Here is a 17,713-nt window from a genome sequence, read left to right as displayed (position 1 = left end):
CTACAAGCAGTCTTCCCGCAGGGAGTTTGGTCGACGGCTACCAGAGAGCCGGCACCGCCTCCGAAACTCGGGCGTGTGTCCCTACCCCGCCTCCGGCAGATCCAGCAACGGCGTACTGGACAGTTTCACCGCCTCTCCTGAGTGATCAACAATTGCTCTTCCAGCCTCACCCCTTCTGCCGCGCCCTGCTCGCCGATGTAGCTCTCCACCCAGATCACCCTGTTCTCTTCGAAGACGCCGTCGTAGCCCCACTCGGCGAAGTCGACCGCATAGGTCACGCTGGGCTATTCATCGGCCAGGCCACAGCCGTGAACCATCGTCGTGTAGCGGTTGTGCTCGAATTGCTTGGGTACCGGCCAGCAGCGCTCGGCGAATTCGCGCTAGGTCAAACCCGGCTTGATCGGATCAACGCCTGGCGGAAATCGGCCGGCGCGCGCGAGGCGGCGACCTGCGCAGCGAAGTATCCAGGCCCTATCCGAGGACAGTGAGGCCGGGGTCGCGGCGGCCCAGATTCAGCGGCCTGCCCCATCGGTGATGAAGTAGGTCGCCCGGTCGAGAGCTCGCGGTAACTGATCGAGTTCCTGGGTGATGAGCCCGAGGCGCTTGGCGGCCGTGTAGTCCAGGCGCCGCTGCTCAGGGCCTGGACCGCCAGGACCCAACCTCATTTAACCTCGCCCAGAACACATCGCGGCCATGGGCCGCTCCTACGGAAGCGTGATGCTCCCGTAGGAGCGGCCGCATCGGCGCACCACCATGGCCGCGATGAATAGCCGCTAACCGGTTGAGATCGTGCTCAACCCAACCTTCGCCCGGGATCAGTCCTTCTTCAACAACCCCGCCAGCCCGGCGAAGGGGTTGTGGGTGGCCTGGGCCACCTTGGGGGTGCTTAGGGAGCTGTCGCTGAAGTACTGCTGATCGGTGTAGCGGCTGTGCTCGTTGTCGTGGCAGTAGAGGCACAGCAATTCCCAGTTCGAGCCGTCCTGAGGATTGTTGTCGTGGTTGTGGTCACGATGGTGCACGGTCAGCTCGCTCAGGCGCTTGCCGGAGAATTCGCGGGCGCAGCGGCCGCAGACGTGGGGATACATCTTCAGCGCCTTTTCGCGGTAACCGCGTTCGCGCTCGCGCTGGGTCTCGGCGAGGATTCGATCCAGCTTCGAGGTATCGGTGGCCATGCTGCGTCCTGAGGGGTCATGTCGAGAGTCTCAGTATAGCCCGCGCCCGGCCTGGTGGGTGACGGCCAGCGGCTTGCGCGCCAGCCAAGGCAAAGTTCCGTGGCGGGGAATGACCTGCACCGCTCGGGCGCGAACGGTCCTGCCAAGGCCACCGCTTGGCAGCGCCCCCTTCCCCTGACTCGCCAACCGACCTAGAGTGAACACCATAGGATAGGGGGGTATGCTATGTCACACATGAAGGCTCACAAGGACGACTTGCTCAAGCGCGTGAAGCGGATCGCCGGCCAGGTCCAGGCCATCGAGCGGGCGCTGGAGGAGGAAGCCGATTGCGCCAAGACGCTGCATCTGGTGGCGGCCACCCGCGGCGCCCTCAATGGGCTGCTCGAGGAGATCATCGAGCAGCACGCGCGCGAGCATGTCGCCCGCCCCGAGTTGAGCGATGAGGCGCGCGCCGAAGGCGTGGAGCAGTTGCTCGAAGCCATTCGTCGCTATGCCAAGTGAGGAAAAGATGAACGACCACGCGCACAGCCATGACTTCCTGGGCACCCAGCACGAGCGCAATGCCCGCCGCACCCTCTGGGTGGTGTTGCTGACCCTGGTGATGATGGTGGGTGAGATCATCGCCGGCTATCTGACCGGGTCCATGGCGCTGCTGGCCGACGGCTTCCACATGGCGACCCATGCCGGCGCCCTGGGCATTGCCGTCGCCGCCTATGCCTTCGCCCGTCGCCATGCGGAAGATGCGGCCTACAGCTTCGGCACCGGCAAGGTCGGCGATCTCGGCGGCTTCGCCTCGGCGCTGATCCTCGGGCTCATCTCCCTGGGCATCGGCGTGGAATCGGTGTTCAGGCTGTTCCAGCCGACCGAGGTGCAATTCGGCACGGCCACCCTGATCGCCGTCGTCGGCCTGGCAGTGAACCTGATCAGCGCCTTGCTGCTGATGGGAGGGTCGGGTCATGGTCACCACCACCACGATCACCCAGCTGAACACGGTCATGGTCATGGTCATGGTCATGGTGAAGACAACAACCTGAGATCGGCCTACGTCCATGTGTTGGCGGATGCCGTGACCTCGGTACTGGCCATCATCGCCCTGCTGGCAGGCAAGCTGCTCGGCTGGGTCTGGTTGGACCCGCTGATGGGCATCGTCGGTGCCCTGGTGATCGCCCGCTGGGCCTGGTCACTGCTCAAGGATACCGCCGCCGTGCTGCTGGACCGGACCGACGCCCAGGTCGCCGCCGAGATCCGCGAGTTGCTCGCCGCTAAAGACCAGTTGGTGATCACCGACCTGCACGTCTGGCGCGTGGGGCCCGAGGCGCGTGCCGCCATCGTCAGCGTGAGCGGTCCGGCGGAAATGGCCGCTGCCGAAGTACGCCGCCGCCTGCAGCCGGCGCACGAGGTCACGCACCTGACGGTGGAGTATCGAATCGCCTGAACGGTGAGGCGCTGGCTGGCGCGCACCGGCCAGCGCCCTGCCGCGGCGGTCAGCTCGACGGTGTGGTCTGGTCGCCCTCCCCTTCGAATTCGGCGAAGTACTGCTCCGCCATGGCCCGCAGCGAGCGGCCGATGTTGGCGTATTCGTATTCGTTGAGGTTGGCGAGAGAGACCCGCGCCGCCGGTTGCTGGGTGCCGAAGCCCTTGCCGGGCAGGAGCACGATGCCGGTCTCCTTGGCGATGCGGAACAGCAGGTCGCCACTGCTGAACTTGGCCTTCACCCAGTTGGCGAAGGCGTCTCCATGGAGTTTGCGCGCCAGGTCTTCCAGATCCAGCAGGGTGTAGTAGTCGACGGCATTGGGATCGCTTTCCGGGGCAACGCCCAGTTCGCGATAGAGGGCGGCTTCGCGGCGGCGCACCAATTTCTTCAACTCGGTCTTGTAGCCGTCGCTTTCATCCATCAGGGCGAACAGCGCGAACAGCACCATCTGCACCTGCTGGGGAGTGGAGAGCCCGGCGGTGTGGTTGAGCGCCACGGTGCGGCTGTCGGCGACGAGCCGATCGAGGAACTTGAGGCCGCGCACGTCCGGCAGCAGGCTGCCATAGCGGCGGTCCAGAGAGGCCTTGGTCGCCTCGGGCAGTTCGGCCAGGGCCTGGTCGAAGATGCTGTCCTGGTGCGCTCCTATCACCCCCAGGCGCCAGCCGGTGGCACCGAAGTACTTGGAGAAGGAATACACCAGCAGGGTGTTCCGCGGGCAGGTGGCGAACAGCGAGCGGAAGTCGTCGGCGAAGGTGCCGTAGACATCGTCGGTGAGGATGAAGAGATCCGGGCGCGCCTCGGCGACGAGCCGGGCGACGGTGGCCAGGCTGCGGTCGTCCATCTTCACCGAGGCCGGATTGCTGGGATTGATGCAGAAGAAGATCTTGATCGCCGGATCGCGCAGCTTGTCGAGTTCGGCGTCGGGGTACTGCCAGTTCGCCTGCGGATCGGCGTGGATGTGCACCTGCTCCAGACCGAATTCTTCCAGCTCCGGGATCTCGATGTAGGGGGTGAAGGCCGGCATGCCGATGGCCACCTTGTCACCCCGCTTGACCAGGCCGTTCTGCTGCAGCGAGTGAAAGATGTAGGTCATGGCCGCCGTGCCGCCTTCCACGGCGAAGAGGTCGACGGAACCCGCGGCCACGTAGCCGCCGATCATCTCCTTGACGATGTAGTGGCTGACCACCTGCTCGGAGATCTTCAGCATGCGCGGCGGCACCGGGTAGTTGGCGCCGAGGATGCCTTCCACCATCTCGTGAAGAAAGGCTGAGGCCGAGAGCCCCAACTGGTCGCGCACGTAGCTCAGGCTCTTGGCCAGGAACAACACCCCGGGCTGGTCACGGTGCTCGGCTGTGTAGCGCTCGAAGCGTGCCTCTATGCCATCGATCTGCGGCAGCCCACCCACTCCGTGGGGCATGTAGGAATAAGACAGTTCGGCCTCGCTGGTGGCGAACAGGCCAAGGCGGAAGAAGGCCCGCCGCGGGAGGGTCGCCAGGAAGTTGGGATTACCGCGCCCGGCGTTGAGCATCAGGCGGTTCTCGCTGCCCGAGGCGAGCTTGATCAGTTCGTCCTTGAGTTCGAACGGACTCAGTTTGGCGTACTGGGCGTAATCGTCTTGAACTTCGCTCATGACTTGTTTCCTTCGGTTAGGCGAAGGCCACCACCAGTGGCCCGAGCAGGGTGAGAAACACATTGGCCAGGGCATAGGTGACCGCGAAGGGCACCGTGGGGATGGAGTTGCCGGCCTTGTCCAGCACCTCGCCGAAGGCGGGGTTGGCGCTGCGGGCACCGGCGACGGCCCCGGCGAACAGCGCCAGGTTGTCGTAACGCAGTAGGTAGCGGCCAACGAGGATGGTGATGACGATGGGCACCACGCAGACCACCACCCCGATCAGGAAGATGGAGAGGCCCTGGGTGGCGATGGTCTCCACCGCCTGGCGCCCGGATTGCAGTCCCACCACCGCCACGAAGCCGGCCAGGCCGAGGTCGCGCAACAGGGTCGAGGCCGGCAGCGGCAGGTTGCCGCGGGTCAGGTGGCGACTGCGGTACCAGCCGAACACCAGCCCGGCGATCAGCGCCCCGCCGCCGCTGCCCAGGGTGAGCGGGATGGCGCCGAGGCGGACGACGACCAGGCCGATGAGCAGCCCGACCGCCAGACCGAAGCCATGGAAGACGAAGTCGGTCTTGTCACTGGGGACGACGAGGGAGCCGACCTGCTGGGCGACCCGCTGGATGTCGTCCGGGGTGCCATAGAGGGTGACCAGGTCGCCTGCCTCTATGATGGTATCGGGCTCCAACGCCAGAGGCCGCCCGGCGCGTTTCACGCCGACCACGTAGACGCCGTGGCGCAGGGCCTGGCTGGCGGCCTGGCGGACCTCGGCCACGCGGCGGCCAACGAAGGCGGGATTGTCGAGGGCGACGTCGCGCTGCACCACCACCACGTCCATGTCGGGCGAGGATTGCAACTCGGTGCCCAGCTGCGCGGCAATGGCCACCACCCCGGCGCGGCGCCCCACGACCAAGACCACGTCGCCGGCTTCCAGCACGGTCGTCGGAGTCACGCCGACCAGGGCACCACCGCGCTTGATGCGCTCGATGGTCAGGGCCCCTTGGGGCTCGTCCGAACCTCTCACCTCCAGTTGCTCCACCGTCTGGCCGGCGGCCTGGTCGATGCGATAGAGGCGTCCCACCAGGGGCGGAACCGCCGGCAACTCTCCGGGCCCATAGACCTTGGCGCCAGCCAGCAACTCGGCCTCGGCCTTGGTGGCATCGTCGCGGATGCTGCGCCGCATGAACCAGGGCAGCACATTGACGCAGAGGATGATGGCACCGAAGGAGCCGAAGATGTAGGTCACCGCATAGCCCACGGCGACGTTGCCCTGCAGCACCTGGATCTGCGCCAACGGCAGGTCGAGCTTGGCGATGGCCGCGCTGGCGGTGCCGATGATGGCCGACTGGGTCATGGAGCCGGCGGCGATTCCCGCGGCGATGCCCTTGTCGAGGCCGAACAGCCGGGCGCAGGCGATGATGGTCAACAGGCCGCTCAGCGCCATCACCGCCGCCAGGACGATCTCGCGTAAGGATTGCCGCCCCAGGGAGCGAAAGAATTGCGGGCCGCTCTCGAAGCCCACGGCGTAGATGAACAGGGCGAAGAGCACCGACTTGATGCCGTTGTCGATGCTGATGCCGACCTGGCTGATGACCACCGCCACCAGCAGCGAACCGGCGACTCCACCCAATTGGAATTTGCCGAACTGGATGCTGCCGATCCAGTAGCCGAGGGCCAGGGAGAGGAACAGGGCCAGTTCCGGTGCCTGATTCAAGATCTGGTGGACGTATTCCATGGGGCTACCTTCGACCGGGATCCGAAAGCGGAAGAAGGTGAAGCGGGTATCTGGCCTGACACCTGAGCTGCCCGGAGAACCACGTTCCACCTGGTACGCTGCCTGTGCCCTGCAGGATTTCCCTGACCACGAGGGCGACCTGCTGAAAATAGTCATGTCATATGAAGACATAACTCAACAGGGCCCAAAGAACCTAAGCACAGCATTCCAGAGCTGTCAAAAGCGCGGCTGTGACGAGTCCGGGCCGTGAAAAGGTGGTTTTCAGCGGTGAATTCCGGACACCAAGGGCATCTCCCGGCCGCAGTCGACGAGGGTCCGAGCGCCCGCCGTCACTCGGGTTGCACCGCCTCGGGGCAAGCCATCATGGCGACCTTTCGTCCAGCCCCTAGAGCTTCATCCCCACCGCCAGACGATTGAAGGCATTCATTAACGCGACCGCCATCGTCAGGTCGGAGATCTCGGCGTCGCTGAAGTGCGCCTTGAGGGGCTCATAGAGGACGTCGGGTGCGCCCTTGTCACTGACGTGCGTGAGCGTCTCGGCCCACTCCAAGGCGGCACGTTCGCGGGCGTCGAACAGCTCGCTGATCCGCCAGCCGGCCAGGCGGTCCAGCTTGGCCTGGGCGACGCCCTGCTCACGCAGGGTCTGGGCGTGCTTGCCGAGGCAGAAGGCGCAGCCATTGATCTGGGAAATGCGCAGGTAGACCAGTTCCACCAGCGGCAGGCCGAGCGAACTGTCGGCCAGGACCTGGCTGGTGGCGACCAGGCCTTGGTAGGCAGTGGGGGACAGGGTGGCAAACGGCAGGCGTAGAAGACTCATGATTCACTCCGAAACGATCGTGGGGTAAGGCGCGAGATGGGGACGCAACTCGCTCATCAGCGCGAAGCTGGCCAGGCACAACGGGGAATCCGGTCCCACCAAGTGGAAGATGAGGGCCATGGGGCAGGTCTCCGATCAAGATGGCGCCACTCTAGCCAGCGAATGCCCTAGGCTGTAGGGCCAAGAAAACGACAAACGACTAGGCCATGATCCTTTCCGCCGCCCTCGACAAGCGTCTCGCCCTGCCCCTCTATCGGCAGCTGTACCAGCGCTTTCGCGACGCCCTGGACGAAGGCCGGCTGCACCCCGGCGACCGGGTACCAGCGGTGCGTGCCCTGGCGGCAGAACTCAACGTGGCGCGGGGGACGGTGGAGGCGGCCTACCAGCAACTGATCGCCGAGGGCTTTCTGGTGCCCCGCGGACCGGCGGGAACCATCGTCTCGCCGCAATGGAGCCGAGCTGCCCCGCTCGCTACCGCGACCACACTGTCCACCCCAGCCCCCGCAGTGACCCACCCCGGCGGCGCGGCTCTGCCCCTACAGCTGGGCCTCCCGGCCCTGGACGCCTTTCCGCGCAAACTTTGGAACCGCCTGGCCGCCCGCGAACTGCGCGGTGCCGGGTTGGATGGCCTGGTCTATCCCGACGCCCGTGGCCACGCCGGCTTGCGGGCGGCCATCGCCACCTACCTGGGGTTGTCGCGCGGGATCGCCTGTGCGCCCGAGCAGGTGTTCGTCTGCGCCGGCTATCGCGCCTGCCTGGACCTGGTGGTCCAGACCCTGCTAGCGCCCGGCGATCCCTGCTGGTTCGAGGAACCGGGTTACTTCATCGCCCGTCAGGCGCTGCAGGCCGCACGCCTGAAACTGGTCCCGGTGCCGGTGGACGCCCAGGGGCTGGACGTCGCCGCCGGTCTCGCCCAGGCCCCCCACGCCCGCTGCGCTTTGGTCACCCCGAGTCACCAGAGTCCACTGGGCGTCTCCCTCGCCCTGCCGCGACGGCTGGCACTGCTGGACTGGGCGCGCCGGGCCGACGCCTGGATCGTCGAGGACGACTACGACAGCGAATACCGCTACCTGGGCAAGCCGCTGCCGGCGCTCAAGAGCCTGGACGACGGCGGCCGGGTACTCTACACCGGCACCTTCAGCAAGGTGCTGTTTCCCGGCCTGCGCCTCGCCTATCTGGTGGTACCGCCGCGGCTGGTGGACACCTTCGTCGCCAGCGTCGACCGCCGGCACAACCATGTCCCGCAACTGTGGCAGGCCACGGTGGCGAGCTTCTTGGCGGAAGGCCACTTCGCCCGCCACCTGAATCGGATGCGCAAGCTCTATCGGCAACGTCGCCAGTGGCTGGCCGAGGCCCTGGGCGTCAGCCTCGGCGAGGGCGTACGGATCGAACTCCAGGCCGGCGGCCTGCACCTGCTGGCTCGCCTGGAGGGTGGCGACGACCGGGCCTGGGCGGCGGCGGCCCAGGCCGAGGGGCTGGCGGTCCAGGCCCTGTCGCCCTGGTATCTGGCCACGCCGCAACGCCAGGGATTGCTGCTGGGCTTCACCAACGTCGCCCAGCCCGACGAGGCCCTGGCCTTGGCCCAACGCCTGGCCCAGTTGAGGCCCTGAGCCGTCCCGCGGCGGTGCCTCCGGGGCGGTAACGGGTCACCACTCAGCCAACCTGCACGACCATCCATCGCTGACCGCTCTGCAAAGCCCGTCTTGCAGTCCCGTACGTATCCAGCACCAGGCTTGGCTTTCGGCTTTCGGGAAGGCCTCACTGGCCGCCGCGGTCGGAAAAATGCGTACCGAGTCACAGAAAACTTTTCCTACAGCTCTGCCTCCAAAAACGGTTCCTGCGGCTCTGGCAAGCACCTGCTGGCCGGTCGCCGTGCCCTTTTCAACCCGTCGGTCAGACACCGGCCAGACGACTGCACCTTGGCGTACGCCACGCCTGGAAGCCGCCACGTCGCCGCTGTCCGCCAGCACCGTCCCCATTGTCACCGCCCGAGGATTCCATGCTGAAACGCCTGACTATCTCGAAAAAACTCAACCTTGGCTTCGGCGCGATCCTGGTCATCATCCTGGCGCTGATCCTCGCCGCCAGCCGGGGCTTCACCGAGGTCAACTCGGCGGTCCGGCAAAACATTCACTCCTACCACGTGTTGCAGGATTCCGATGCGGCGCTGCTGGCACTGGTCAACATGGAAACCGGCATGCGCGGCTTCGCCCTGACCGGCAAGGACGACTTCCTCGCCCCGCTGAACGAAGGCGAGCGGCTATTCGCCGCGCAGTTGCAGGAGCTGCTCCAGCTCACCCGCGACAACCCCGAGCAGCAGCGCAGCCTGAGCCAGCTCGGCGCGGACAAGGCCACCTGGACCAACGATTCGGTGCAGCAGATCATCGCCCTGCGTCGGCAGGTCAACGCCGGCACCCTGCCCCTGGATACCCTCACCGCCCGCATCGCCACCGCCCAGGACAAGGCGAAGATGGACGCCATGCGCACGCTGCTGGGGCAGATCAAGGCCCGCGAGACCGAGTTGCTGGATGCCCGTACCCAGTCGATGGACGACGCCAAGCGCCAGGCCATGCTGACGCTCATCGTCGGCGGGGTGATTGCCGCTCTGCTGGCCCTCGGCATCGCCTGGTCGCTGTCGCGCACCATCGTCGGCCGCCTGGCCCAGGCGGTGACGGTGGCACGCAACATCGCCGACGGCCGCCTGGATTCGCCCATCAGCGAAAGCGGTGGCGACGAGGTGGGCCAGCTGCTCGGCGCTTTCAGGCTGATGCAGGAAAAGCTGCGCGAGATGATCCAGGGTATCAAGCAGGGCACCGACCAACTGGTCGCCGCCGCCCAGGGCATCTCGGCCAATTCGCAGCAACTTTCCGCCGCCGCCCAGGAGCAATCCAGCGCTGCCTCCAGCATGGCCGCCACCGTCGAGGAACTGACGGTGAGCATCAATCACGTGGCGGACAACGCCAACGAGGCTCACGACCTGTCCAGCCAGTCCGGTCGCCTCGCCCAGGATGGCGGTCACACCATCCAGGCGTCGGTGGACAGCATGAGATCCATCGCCGGCACCGTGCAGTCTTCGGCCGACCGCATCGGCGAACTGGGCGAACACTCCGAGCGGGTCTCTTCCATCGTCAGCGTGATCAAGGGCATCGCCGACCAGACCAACCTACTGGCGCTCAACGCCGCCATCGAGGCCGCCCGGGCCGGGGAACAGGGTCGCGGCTTCGCCGTGGTGGCCGATGAGGTTCGCCAGCTGGCGCAGCGTACCGCCAACTCCACCCAGGAGATCGCCACCATGATCGAAAAGATCCAGGCCGCCACCCAGGCCGCCATGGCCGACATGGACGTGGGCGTGCGCCAGGTCAACGCCGGCGTCGACCTGGCCAACCAGGCCGGCGAGGCGGTAGTCAGCATCAACGGCTCGTCGGACAACGTGGTGCGGGTGGTCAACCAGATCTCCCTCGCCCTGCGCGAACAGACCGCCGCCAGCCACGACGTGGCCCGCAACGTCGAACGCATCGCCCAGATGGCCCAGCAGAACAGCGAGGCCATCGGCGAGACGGTGCAGACGGCGGTATCCCTGGACGCCCTGGCCAAGGACCTCAATCGGCAGATCGGGCAGTTCAGGTGTTAAGGATTGCATCCCAAACGGAACCACGAGGGATAGTCAAAACGCCAAAACCTGGAATCCCCTACGTCGAGACGGGCGAATTTCAGGACATAGCGAGTTCCTACCGTTACAAAAATAGATGCAAAGCTTGACGACCGACCTACAGGACAGCTTTAGCTGCCCATAGAAGGCAATATCCAAATATCAAAGCAAGGGAATGCAATCTATGAACAACATCAAATTGAGAAAGGTGATTTATCGCGGAGAAGACGCCCGATGAACACCCAAGCTGTCACTTTTCTTTTCCCGCCCAAGCCGGAATGGCTGGGAAACGAACAGGGTTGCCCTCCGTTCGACGTGCTAAACAAAATGCTATACGACGCCGTTGTCACCCACCCCAGCAACACTGATCCATCGGCAATCATCGGCAAACTGCTACTCATAGGTCGCACTTATTCAGCGTCGGTGGAGCGCCGCAAAACCAATGGGGAGATGAAGGACGAGAGACAGGCACTCGAGGTCGTCATAGCCGCCGCGGAAGCTATCGCCAAATCTCAGTGCGCTCGGATGCTCGACGAATTCTCCTGGGATCAACGACTTACGCCTGAACGCCTGCCTGAGGTTGTTGCCATCCATCGCGAGCTATGTAGCGCCTTGCAGCTCGCCAATAATCGTGAAAACAGCAGTCTCGCGTCCAAATACTTACACTTTCACAGACCCGGCCTCTTTCCCATAGTCGACTCTTACGTTCGAGAAGGCTGGTCCTGGGTCATGGAGGAACTGGAGCAAAGTTATAGAGGCTGGCGCACCTTCGGACAGGTAAGTCGTTACCAAGATTGGTGCGTCCGCATTCTGACATTAAGAGACCTGCTGGAAAAGCATACTCGACAACCCATCAGTCTTCGCCGAGTCGACAACTATCTATTATCAATTATGTCTCTCGATGGGCAGGGTGGATGGGGCTTACCCAAGTTGCTTGGCTAGGCATTCACCAGACTAGCGCGATGACTCCTTGGTCACTGTGATGAGGTGATTTGATAGCCATTGCTTAGAAACAGCTTGAAACATCGTCTAGACGAAGCGGTCTGAAGAACTCCTCCTTCTGGCCGCCGTCCTGCATGAAAACCCCGCGTCCCGCCGATCGACTGCCCCGCCTCAACCAGCTGCGCAACCTGAAGATGGCCCGCTCCGCCCACGCCTATGTGCGCGGCAGCACCGTACAATTCTACGAGTGGCTGCACAGCCAGCCGGGGCGCAACCTGCCCAATGGACCGGCGGTATGGATCTGCGGCGATTGCCATGCCGGCAACCTCGGCCCGACTGGCGACCTCAAGGGTGCCACCGACGTCAATATTCGCGACCTGGACCAGACCGTGGTGGGTAATCCGGCCCATGACCTGGTGCGCCTGGCCTTGTCGCTGGCTACCGCGGCGCGCGGCTCCGATCTGCCCGGAGTGACCACCGCGCGGATGCTGGAAGAGATGATGCGCGGCTACGAGATCGCCTTCGAGGACGATCTCGAGCGCGAGGTGCCGCGCCCGGCCCAGGTCAAGGCCGGGATGCGCAGCGCGGTGCAACGCACCTGGAAACACCTGGCCCGCGAGCGCATGGAAAATACCCGGCCGAAGCTGCCGCTGGGCAAGCACTTCTGGCAGCTGAGCAAGGCCGAGCGCCAGGCCATCGCCGAACTGTGCCAGACGCCGGGTATTCATGCCCTGGTGACCTCGCTCAAGGGCCGCAGCCACGACAGCCGCGTGGAGCTGCTCGACAGCGCCTATTGGGTCAAGGGCTGCAGTTCCCTGGGCCTGCGCCGCTACGCCGTGCTGCTGGGGGTAGACGATGGCGACGATCAGGACTTCTGCCTGATCGACATCAAGCAGGCGGTAGCCGCCGCCGCACCACGGGCCGCCCACGCCGCCATGCCGCGCGACAACGGCAAGCGGGTGGTGGAAGGTGCCCGCCAACTCTCCCCCGCCCTGGGCAATCGCATGCTGGCGGTGCGCCTGCTGGAGCACTCCTTCTTCATCCGTGAACTGCTGCCCCAGGATCTCAAACTGGAGCTGGACGAGATCAGTGCCCGCGAGGCCATGGGCGCGGCGGCCTATCTGGCGCGGGTCGCAGGCCGCGCCCATGCCCGGCAGATGGACCTCGCCACCCGCGTGGAGTGGATGAGCGACCTGCAGCGCAACCGCACCCGGACCCTGGATGCGCCCTCCTGGCTGTGGAGCAGCGTGGTGCAACTGGTGGGCGCCCACGAGATGGGCTACCTGGAGCATTGCCGGCGCTATGCCCTGGAGCATGCGCAAGACTAGACAGGCTCCTACTCCAACCCCATCTCCCGTACCTGCCAGCGCGCCGAGCTCACCCCCTTCTCCTGGCAGATGCGGCTGACCAGGCGCTCCAGCTGCGCGGTGGCGCCGGAGTTGCCGAGCAGTTCGGCATGCACCTCCAGCCGGCTGGCGTTGGCCTGGTCCTGGCTGTGCAGGGACTGCAGGCGCAGGCCGCCGCCTTCCAGGCTGTGCAGCATCAGGCTGCGCACCTGGATCTCGTCCTCGGCGCGGCAGACGATCTCCACGCCGAAGTGCAGCTCCACCTCGCTGGCCGGCACCACGTCCTGATGATTCAGCCGCTGGGCCAGGTCACGCAGCAGGATATTGGCGCAGAGCACGACCAGGGTGCCGAGCCCGGCCTCGAGCAGCAGTCCCATGCTGCACAGCACGCCAATGGCAGCGGTGCACCAGAGGGTGGCGGCGGTGTTCAGCCCACGCACGTTGAGGCCATCACGCATGATCACGCCGCCGCCGAGAAAACCGATGCCGGAGACCACGTAGGCGGCAACGTGGGAGGCATCGGCCGCCATCCCGGGAACCGCCTGGGTCATCAGCACGAACAGGCAGGCCCCGGTGCTGACCAGGGCATTGGTGCGCAGCCCGGTGAGGCGCTGGCGCAACTGGCGTTCGGCGCCGATCAGGGCGCCCAGGGCGAGCGCCACGAAGGCGCGTAGCAGGAAGACTTTCCAATCCAAGATCCACCTCGCGTGCCGGCAGCTGCCGGCGGGGTCGTCGGCATGGCGGCCGACCGGGGCTTAGGGTGCAGGAAGATCGAGACAGCACGACGACGGCCCGCCCAAAGGGAAGGAGATCGGCGTGGAAGAGAGGAAGCGTATCGCCAAAGCGACGCTGCGCCACCGTTCGCCCGGGCAGCGAGACGGTGGCAGGAAAGCTGCCGCAGGACTCGCCGCTCAGGCCCGTCGAGATCGACCGGGTTGACTGTCCAAGGCAGGACTCCTGAGGGTTGCTGTAGACGCCGCGGAAGGTAGCGCCGCCCCTCCCGGCCGGTCAAGACGGCGGCGGCCGACCTATACCAATGCACGACGCAACCCGGCATTCTCGCCAGGGTCCCATCCCCTATACCCCCGTCCTGGATCTGCCATGCCCTCCTCCCCCCGCCCCGGTTTCGTCTCCGTCCGCGGTGCCCGCGAGCACAATCTGAAGAACGTCGACGTGGACATTCCCCGCGATGCCCTGGTGGTGTTCACCGGGGTGTCCGGCTCGGGCAAGTCGTCACTGGCCTTCGGCACCCTCTATGCCGAGGCCCAGCGGCGCTACTTCGAATCGGTGGCGCCCTATGCTCGGCGACTGATCGACCAGGTGGGCGTGCCCCAGGTAGAAGCCATCGAGGGTCTGCCGCCGGCGGTGGCCCTGCAGCAGCAACGCGGCCAGCCGAGCAGTCGTTCGTCCATGGGCAGCGTGACCGGGCTGTCCAGCCTGGTGCGGATGCTCTATTCCCGCGCCGGGCGCTATCCGGCCGGCCAGCCGATGCTCTATGCCGAGGACTTCTCGCCCAACACGCCCCAAGGCGCCTGCCCGAAGTGCCATGGCCTGGGCCGGGTCTACGAGGTGACCGAGGCCTCCATGGTGCCGGACCCCTCGCTGACCATCCGCCAGCGCGCCATCGCGGCCTGGCCCACCGCCTGGGGCGGGCAGAACCTGAGGGACATCCTGGTGACCCTGGGCTATGACGTCGACGTCCCCTGGCGCGACCTGCCGCAAGAGCAGCGTGACTGGATCCTCTTCACCGAAGAGCAGCCCACGGTACCGGTCTATGCCGGCCTCACCCCCGAGCAGACCCGCGCGGCGCTCAAGCGCAAGGCCGAGCCCAGCTACCAGGGCACCTACACCGGGGCGCGGCGCCATGTGTTGCACACCTTCGCCAACTCCCAGAGCGCCAAGATGAAGCAGCGCGCGGCGCGCTTCATGATCGGCCAGACCTGCCCGCTGTGCCACGGCAAGCGCCTGACCCGGGCGGCGCTCTCGGTGACCTTCGCCGGCCTGGACATTGGCGAGCTGTCGCGGCTGCCGCTGGACGACCTGACCGTGCTGCTGCGCCGGGTCGCGGCCGGCGATTTCGATGAGGCAAAAGACGTGAGTGTGCTGGACGCCAAGGCCGGCAAGCAGGACCGCGCCCGACGCAAGGCCGCCGGCGGCAGCGACCACGCCGGTGCGCCGGACGTGCGCCGCACCCCCGATCTCTCGCCGGAGAAACGCCTGGCGGCCCAACGTATGGCCACCGAATTGCTGGAGCGGCTGCAGACCCTGACCCGCCTGGGCCTTGGTTACCTGGCGCTGGAGCGCAGCACCACCACCCTCTCCTCCGGTGAATTGCAGCGGCTGCGCCTGGCCACCCAGCTGGTGTCCCAGCTGTTCGGCGTGGTCTATGTGCTGGACGAACCCTCCGCCGGCCTGCACCCGGCCGATGGCGAAGCCCTGCTGGAAGCCCTCGACGGCCTCAAGGCCCAGGGCAACTCGCTGTTCGTGGTGGAGCACGACCTGGCCACCATGAAGCGCGCCGACTGGCTGGTGGATGTCGGCCCGGCGGCCGGTGAAGGCGGTGGCCGGGTGCTCTACAGCGGTCCGCCCGCCGGCCTGGCCGAGGTCGAGGAATCGGTGACGGCACGCTATCTGTTCGCCGCGCCGCAGCGCGAGACCCGGCCACCCCGCGAACCCCAGGGTTGGCTACGCCTGGCGGGGGTCACCCGCAATAACCTGCAGGGCCTGGACGCCGCCTTTCCCCTGGGCTGCCTGACCGCGGTGACCGGTGTCTCCGGCTCGGGCAAGTCCAGCCTGGTCAGCCAGGCGCTGCTGGAATTGGTCGGCACCGAGCTGGGCCAGCGCGCCGCCGAGGACGGTGACGGGACCCCGGAACTGGAGGCCGACGCCCTGCCCGCCACCACCGGCCAGGTGGTCGGCGGCCTGGGCGGTATCCGCCGGCTGGTACCGGTGGACCAGAAACCCATCGGCCGTACGCCGCGCTCAAACCTGGCTACCTACACCGGGCTGTTCGACGGGGTGCGCAAGCTGTTCGCCGCCACCCCCGCGGCGCAGGAACGAGGTTTCGACGCCGGGCGCTTTTCCTTCAACGTCGCCAAGGGCCGCTGCCCGACCTGCGAGGGCGAAGGTTTCGTCAGTGTCGAACTGCTGTTCATGCCCAGCGTCTATGCCGCCTGCCCCACCTGCCAGGGCGCGCGCTACAACCCCGAGACCCTGGAGGTGCGCTGGCAGGGCAAGACGATCGCCGAGGTGCTGGGCCTGACCGTGGACGAGGCCCTGGCCTTCTTCGCCAAGGAAGCCCCGGTGGCGCGAGCGCTGCGGGTACTGACCGACATCGGCCTGGGCTATCTGCGGCTCGGCCAGCCGGCCACCGAACTCTCCGGCGGCGAGGCCCAGCGCATCAAGCTGGCCACCGAACTGCAACGCACCAGCCGCGGCACCACCCTCTATGTGCTGGACGAACCCACTACCGGTCTGCACCCGGCTGACGTGGAGCGCCTGATGCGCCAGCTGCACGGCCTGGTCGATGAAGGCAACACCGTGGTCCTGGTGGAGCACAACCTGCAGGTGGTGGCCGGCAGCGACTGGCTGATCGACATCGGCCCCGGCGCCGGCACCGCGGGCGGTCGCATCGTCGCCAGCGGCACGCCCCGCACGGTGGCGGATGACCCCGCCAGCCCTACGGCGCCCTATCTGCGGCCCTTGTTCGACTAGTCCGCCAGCGGTGCCACGCTGCGCCGGCAGGCCGCCAGCACCAGCAGCGTCAGCGCCGCCGCCAGGGCACCGAACTGGAAGGTGGCGGCGGAACCGAGGAAGTGCCAGAGCGCGCCGGCGATGCTGCTGGCCAGCAACAGGGCGAGGCCGCTGACCAGGTTGAACAGGCCAAAGGCGGTGCCGCGCAATTCGGCCGGGGCGGTGCGGGCGACCATGGCGGCGAGCAGCCCCTGGGTCATGCCCATGTGCAATCCCCAGAGCAGGATGCCCGCGGCCAGACCGGTCCAGTTGCTGCTGAAGGCCAATACCAGGTCAGCCACGATCAGCAGGACCAGGCCCCAGGCCAGCAATGCGCGGTGACTGACCCGGTCGGACAGCGCCCCAAGCGGATAGGCCGATAGCGAGAACACCAGCTGCATGCCCACCATCACCAAGGGGACCAGCGCCAGGGGCACGCCCACCTGCTCGGCCTTGAGCACCAGGAAGGCTTCGCTGAAGCGCGCCAGGGTGAAGACGCCGCCGAGCAGCGCCACCTGCCAGAAGGCCGCCGGCAACTTGCCCAGTTGGCTGCGGGTGAGTGGGTTGGTGCGCGCCTGGACGATGGCCGCCCTGGGTTCGTCCAACCCGAAATACAGCAGGGCCACGGCGATGAAGGCGGGAATCACCGCCACCCAGAACACCGCGCGGAAATCGTTGGCCCAGAGCAGCATCAGCCCCACCGCCAGCAGTGGGCCGAGAAAGGCGCCGAAGGTGTCCAGCGACTGGCGCAGGCCAAAGGCGGCGCCGCGGATCTCCGGCGGCGTCACATCGGCCACCAGGGCGTCGCGTGGCGCCCCGCGGATGCCCTTGCCGATGCGATCCAGGAAGCGCGCGCCGAACACCAGGCCGGCGCCGCTGGCCAGGGCGAACAACGGCTTGCTCAGGGCGCCCAGGCCATAGCCCAGCACCGCCAGGCCCTTGCGCTTGCCCAGGTAGTCGCTGAGTACGCCGGAAAAGATCTTGGTGATGAGCGCGGTCGCCTCGGCCACCCCTTCGAGGATGCCGATATAGAGCACGCTCAAGCCCAGACCGGTGGCCAGGAACAGCGGCAGCAGGCTGTGGATCATCTCCGAAGAGATGTCCATGAACATACTCACCCCACCCAGAATCCAGACCCCGCGGGGTATGCGTCGCCAGCTCGCCATCATCGTAGCTCTCCAGATGCCCTAATCCCGCCGCAGGCAAACCGCTGGAACTAGGCTTTGTCTGAAAAGTG

At 66.4% G+C, this 17,713-nt stretch carries 14 protein-coding genes and 1 pseudogene; 7 read left to right on the top strand and 8 right to left on the bottom strand.

Annotated elements, in window-relative coordinates; translation table 11 throughout:
* Positions 1–81: 81 nt before the first annotated feature.
* From QZ471_RS11360 to QZ471_RS11350, 3 genes and pseudogenes are all read right to left on the bottom strand, one after another.
* Positions 82–410 (bottom strand): annotated as a pseudogene (locus QZ471_RS11360) (M24 family metallopeptidase); the annotation flags it as partial.
* A gap of 102 nt (positions 411–512) precedes the next feature.
* On the bottom strand, positions 513–665 hold the full coding sequence (locus tag QZ471_RS11355) for a hypothetical protein (protein WP_295463719.1): 153 nt from the start codon (positions 663–665) through the stop codon (positions 513–515).
* A 150-nt stretch (positions 666–815) separates the two neighbouring features.
* Positions 816–1,172, bottom strand: a complete 357-nt coding sequence (locus tag QZ471_RS11350; RefSeq protein ID WP_295463717.1) for a YajD family HNH nuclease — start codon at positions 1,170–1,172, stop codon at positions 816–818.
* A gap of 225 nt (positions 1,173–1,397) precedes the next feature.
* On the opposite strand from QZ471_RS11350, the gene QZ471_RS11345 reads away from it, so the two are divergent.
* Complete coding sequence (locus tag QZ471_RS11345; protein ID WP_295463715.1) at positions 1,398–1,673, top strand: metal/formaldehyde-sensitive transcriptional repressor; 276 nt, start codon at positions 1,398–1,400, stop codon at positions 1,671–1,673.
* Between the two features lie 7 nt (positions 1,674–1,680).
* On the top strand, positions 1,681–2,607 hold the full coding sequence (dmeF, locus tag QZ471_RS11340) for a CDF family Co(II)/Ni(II) efflux transporter DmeF (RefSeq protein ID WP_295463712.1): 927 nt from the start codon (positions 1,681–1,683) through the stop codon (positions 2,605–2,607).
* Between the two features lie 49 nt (positions 2,608–2,656).
* On the opposite strand, the gene QZ471_RS11335 is transcribed toward dmeF, so the two are convergent.
* The 3 genes from QZ471_RS11335 to QZ471_RS11325 all read right to left on the bottom strand — a co-directional run bounded on the left by QZ471_RS11335 (position 2,657) and on the right by QZ471_RS11325 (position 6,807).
* Positions 2,657–4,276 carry a bifunctional aspartate transaminase/aspartate 4-decarboxylase gene (locus QZ471_RS11335; protein ID WP_295463710.1) on the bottom strand — a complete coding sequence of 540 codons (1,620 nt, stop codon included), beginning with the start codon at positions 4,274–4,276 and terminating at the stop codon, positions 2,657–2,659.
* A gap of 16 nt (positions 4,277–4,292) precedes the next feature.
* On the bottom strand, positions 4,293–5,990 hold the full coding sequence (aspT, locus tag QZ471_RS11330; protein ID WP_295463708.1) for an aspartate-alanine antiporter: 1,698 nt from the start codon (positions 5,988–5,990) through the stop codon (positions 4,293–4,295).
* 385 nt (positions 5,991–6,375) lie between these two features.
* Entirely contained in the window at positions 6,376–6,807 is a 432-nt protein-coding gene (locus tag QZ471_RS11325; RefSeq protein WP_295463706.1) for a carboxymuconolactone decarboxylase family protein, read from the bottom strand.
* A gap of 206 nt (positions 6,808–7,013) precedes the next feature.
* Here QZ471_RS11325 and QZ471_RS11320 point away from each other — a divergent pair, with 206 nt between their 5' ends.
* From QZ471_RS11320 to QZ471_RS11305, 4 genes are all read left to right on the top strand, one after another.
* Positions 7,014–8,417: a PLP-dependent aminotransferase family protein gene (locus tag QZ471_RS11320; protein ID WP_295463704.1), complete on the top strand. Its 1,404-nt coding sequence runs from the start codon at positions 7,014–7,016 to the stop codon at positions 8,415–8,417.
* A 389-nt stretch (positions 8,418–8,806) separates the two neighbouring features.
* A complete protein-coding gene (locus tag QZ471_RS11315; RefSeq protein WP_295463702.1) occupies positions 8,807–10,438 on the top strand; it encodes a methyl-accepting chemotaxis protein in 1,632 nt (543 codons plus the stop codon).
* Between the two features lie 252 nt (positions 10,439–10,690).
* Positions 10,691–11,398, top strand: coding sequence for a hypothetical protein (locus QZ471_RS11310; protein WP_295463700.1), 708 nt, complete (start codon positions 10,691–10,693; stop codon positions 11,396–11,398).
* A 134-nt stretch (positions 11,399–11,532) separates the two neighbouring features.
* On the top strand, positions 11,533–12,726 hold the full coding sequence (locus QZ471_RS11305; protein WP_295463698.1) for a DUF2252 family protein: 1,194 nt from the start codon (positions 11,533–11,535) through the stop codon (positions 12,724–12,726).
* An 8-nt stretch (positions 12,727–12,734) separates the two neighbouring features.
* On the opposite strand, the gene QZ471_RS11300 is transcribed toward QZ471_RS11305, so the two are convergent.
* A complete protein-coding gene (locus tag QZ471_RS11300) occupies positions 12,735–13,439 on the bottom strand; it encodes an MgtC/SapB family protein (protein WP_295463696.1) in 705 nt (234 codons plus the stop codon).
* 406 nt (positions 13,440–13,845) lie between these two features.
* On the opposite strand from QZ471_RS11300, the gene QZ471_RS11295 reads away from it, so the two are divergent.
* The gene (locus tag QZ471_RS11295; protein ID WP_295463694.1) at positions 13,846–16,458 is read left to right on the top strand and encodes an excinuclease ABC subunit UvrA; all 2,613 of its coding nucleotides are present in this window, start codon (positions 13,846–13,848) and stop codon (positions 16,456–16,458) included.
* Here the strand turns inward: QZ471_RS11295 and QZ471_RS11290 are convergent.
* On the bottom strand, positions 16,455–17,588 hold the full coding sequence (locus tag QZ471_RS11290) for an MFS transporter (protein ID WP_295463692.1): 1,134 nt from the start codon (positions 17,586–17,588) through the stop codon (positions 16,455–16,457). The two genes, QZ471_RS11295 and QZ471_RS11290, sit on opposite strands and share 4 nt — an antisense overlap.
* Positions 17,589–17,713 lie beyond the last annotated feature (125 nt).

This window comes from uncultured Pseudomonas sp., from assembly GCF_913774235.1.
Taxonomy (GTDB): domain Bacteria; phylum Pseudomonadota; class Gammaproteobacteria; order Pseudomonadales; family Pseudomonadaceae; genus Chryseomonas.
Note: the sequence above shows the minus strand (reverse complement) of the source record. Positions and strands in the feature narration are given on the sequence as shown.

Bases quoted from the DNA above. Each gene is read 5' to 3' on its own strand.
- QZ471_RS11305 (WP_295463698.1), top strand. From the start codon at position 11,533: ATGAAAACCCCGCGTCCCGCCGATCGACTGCCCCGCCTCAACCAGCTG.
- QZ471_RS11345 (WP_295463715.1), top strand. From the start codon at position 1,398: ATGTCACACATGAAGGCTCACAAGGACGACTTGCTCAAGCGCGTGAAG.
- QZ471_RS11290 (WP_295463692.1), bottom strand. From the start codon at position 17,588: ATGTTCATGGACATCTCTTCGGAGATGATCCACAGCCTGCTGCCGCTG.
- QZ471_RS11325 (WP_295463706.1), bottom strand. From the start codon at position 6,807: ATGAGTCTTCTACGCCTGCCGTTTGCCACCCTGTCCCCCACTGCCTAC.
- dmeF (WP_295463712.1), top strand. From the start codon at position 1,681: ATGAACGACCACGCGCACAGCCATGACTTCCTGGGCACCCAGCACGAG.
- QZ471_RS11355 (WP_295463719.1), bottom strand. From the start codon at position 665: ATGAGGTTGGGTCCTGGCGGTCCAGGCCCTGAGCAGCGGCGCCTGGAC.
- QZ471_RS11335 (WP_295463710.1), bottom strand. From the start codon at position 4,276: ATGAGCGAAGTTCAAGACGATTACGCCCAGTACGCCAAACTGAGTCCG.
- QZ471_RS11295 (WP_295463694.1), top strand. From the start codon at position 13,846: ATGCCCTCCTCCCCCCGCCCCGGTTTCGTCTCCGTCCGCGGTGCCCGC.
- QZ471_RS11320 (WP_295463704.1), top strand. From the start codon at position 7,014: ATGATCCTTTCCGCCGCCCTCGACAAGCGTCTCGCCCTGCCCCTCTAT.
- aspT (WP_295463708.1), bottom strand. From the start codon at position 5,990: ATGGAATACGTCCACCAGATCTTGAATCAGGCACCGGAACTGGCCCTG.
- QZ471_RS11310 (WP_295463700.1), top strand. From the start codon at position 10,691: ATGAACACCCAAGCTGTCACTTTTCTTTTCCCGCCCAAGCCGGAATGG.
- QZ471_RS11315 (WP_295463702.1), top strand. From the start codon at position 8,807: ATGCTGAAACGCCTGACTATCTCGAAAAAACTCAACCTTGGCTTCGGC.
- QZ471_RS11350 (WP_295463717.1), bottom strand. From the start codon at position 1,172: ATGGCCACCGATACCTCGAAGCTGGATCGAATCCTCGCCGAGACCCAG.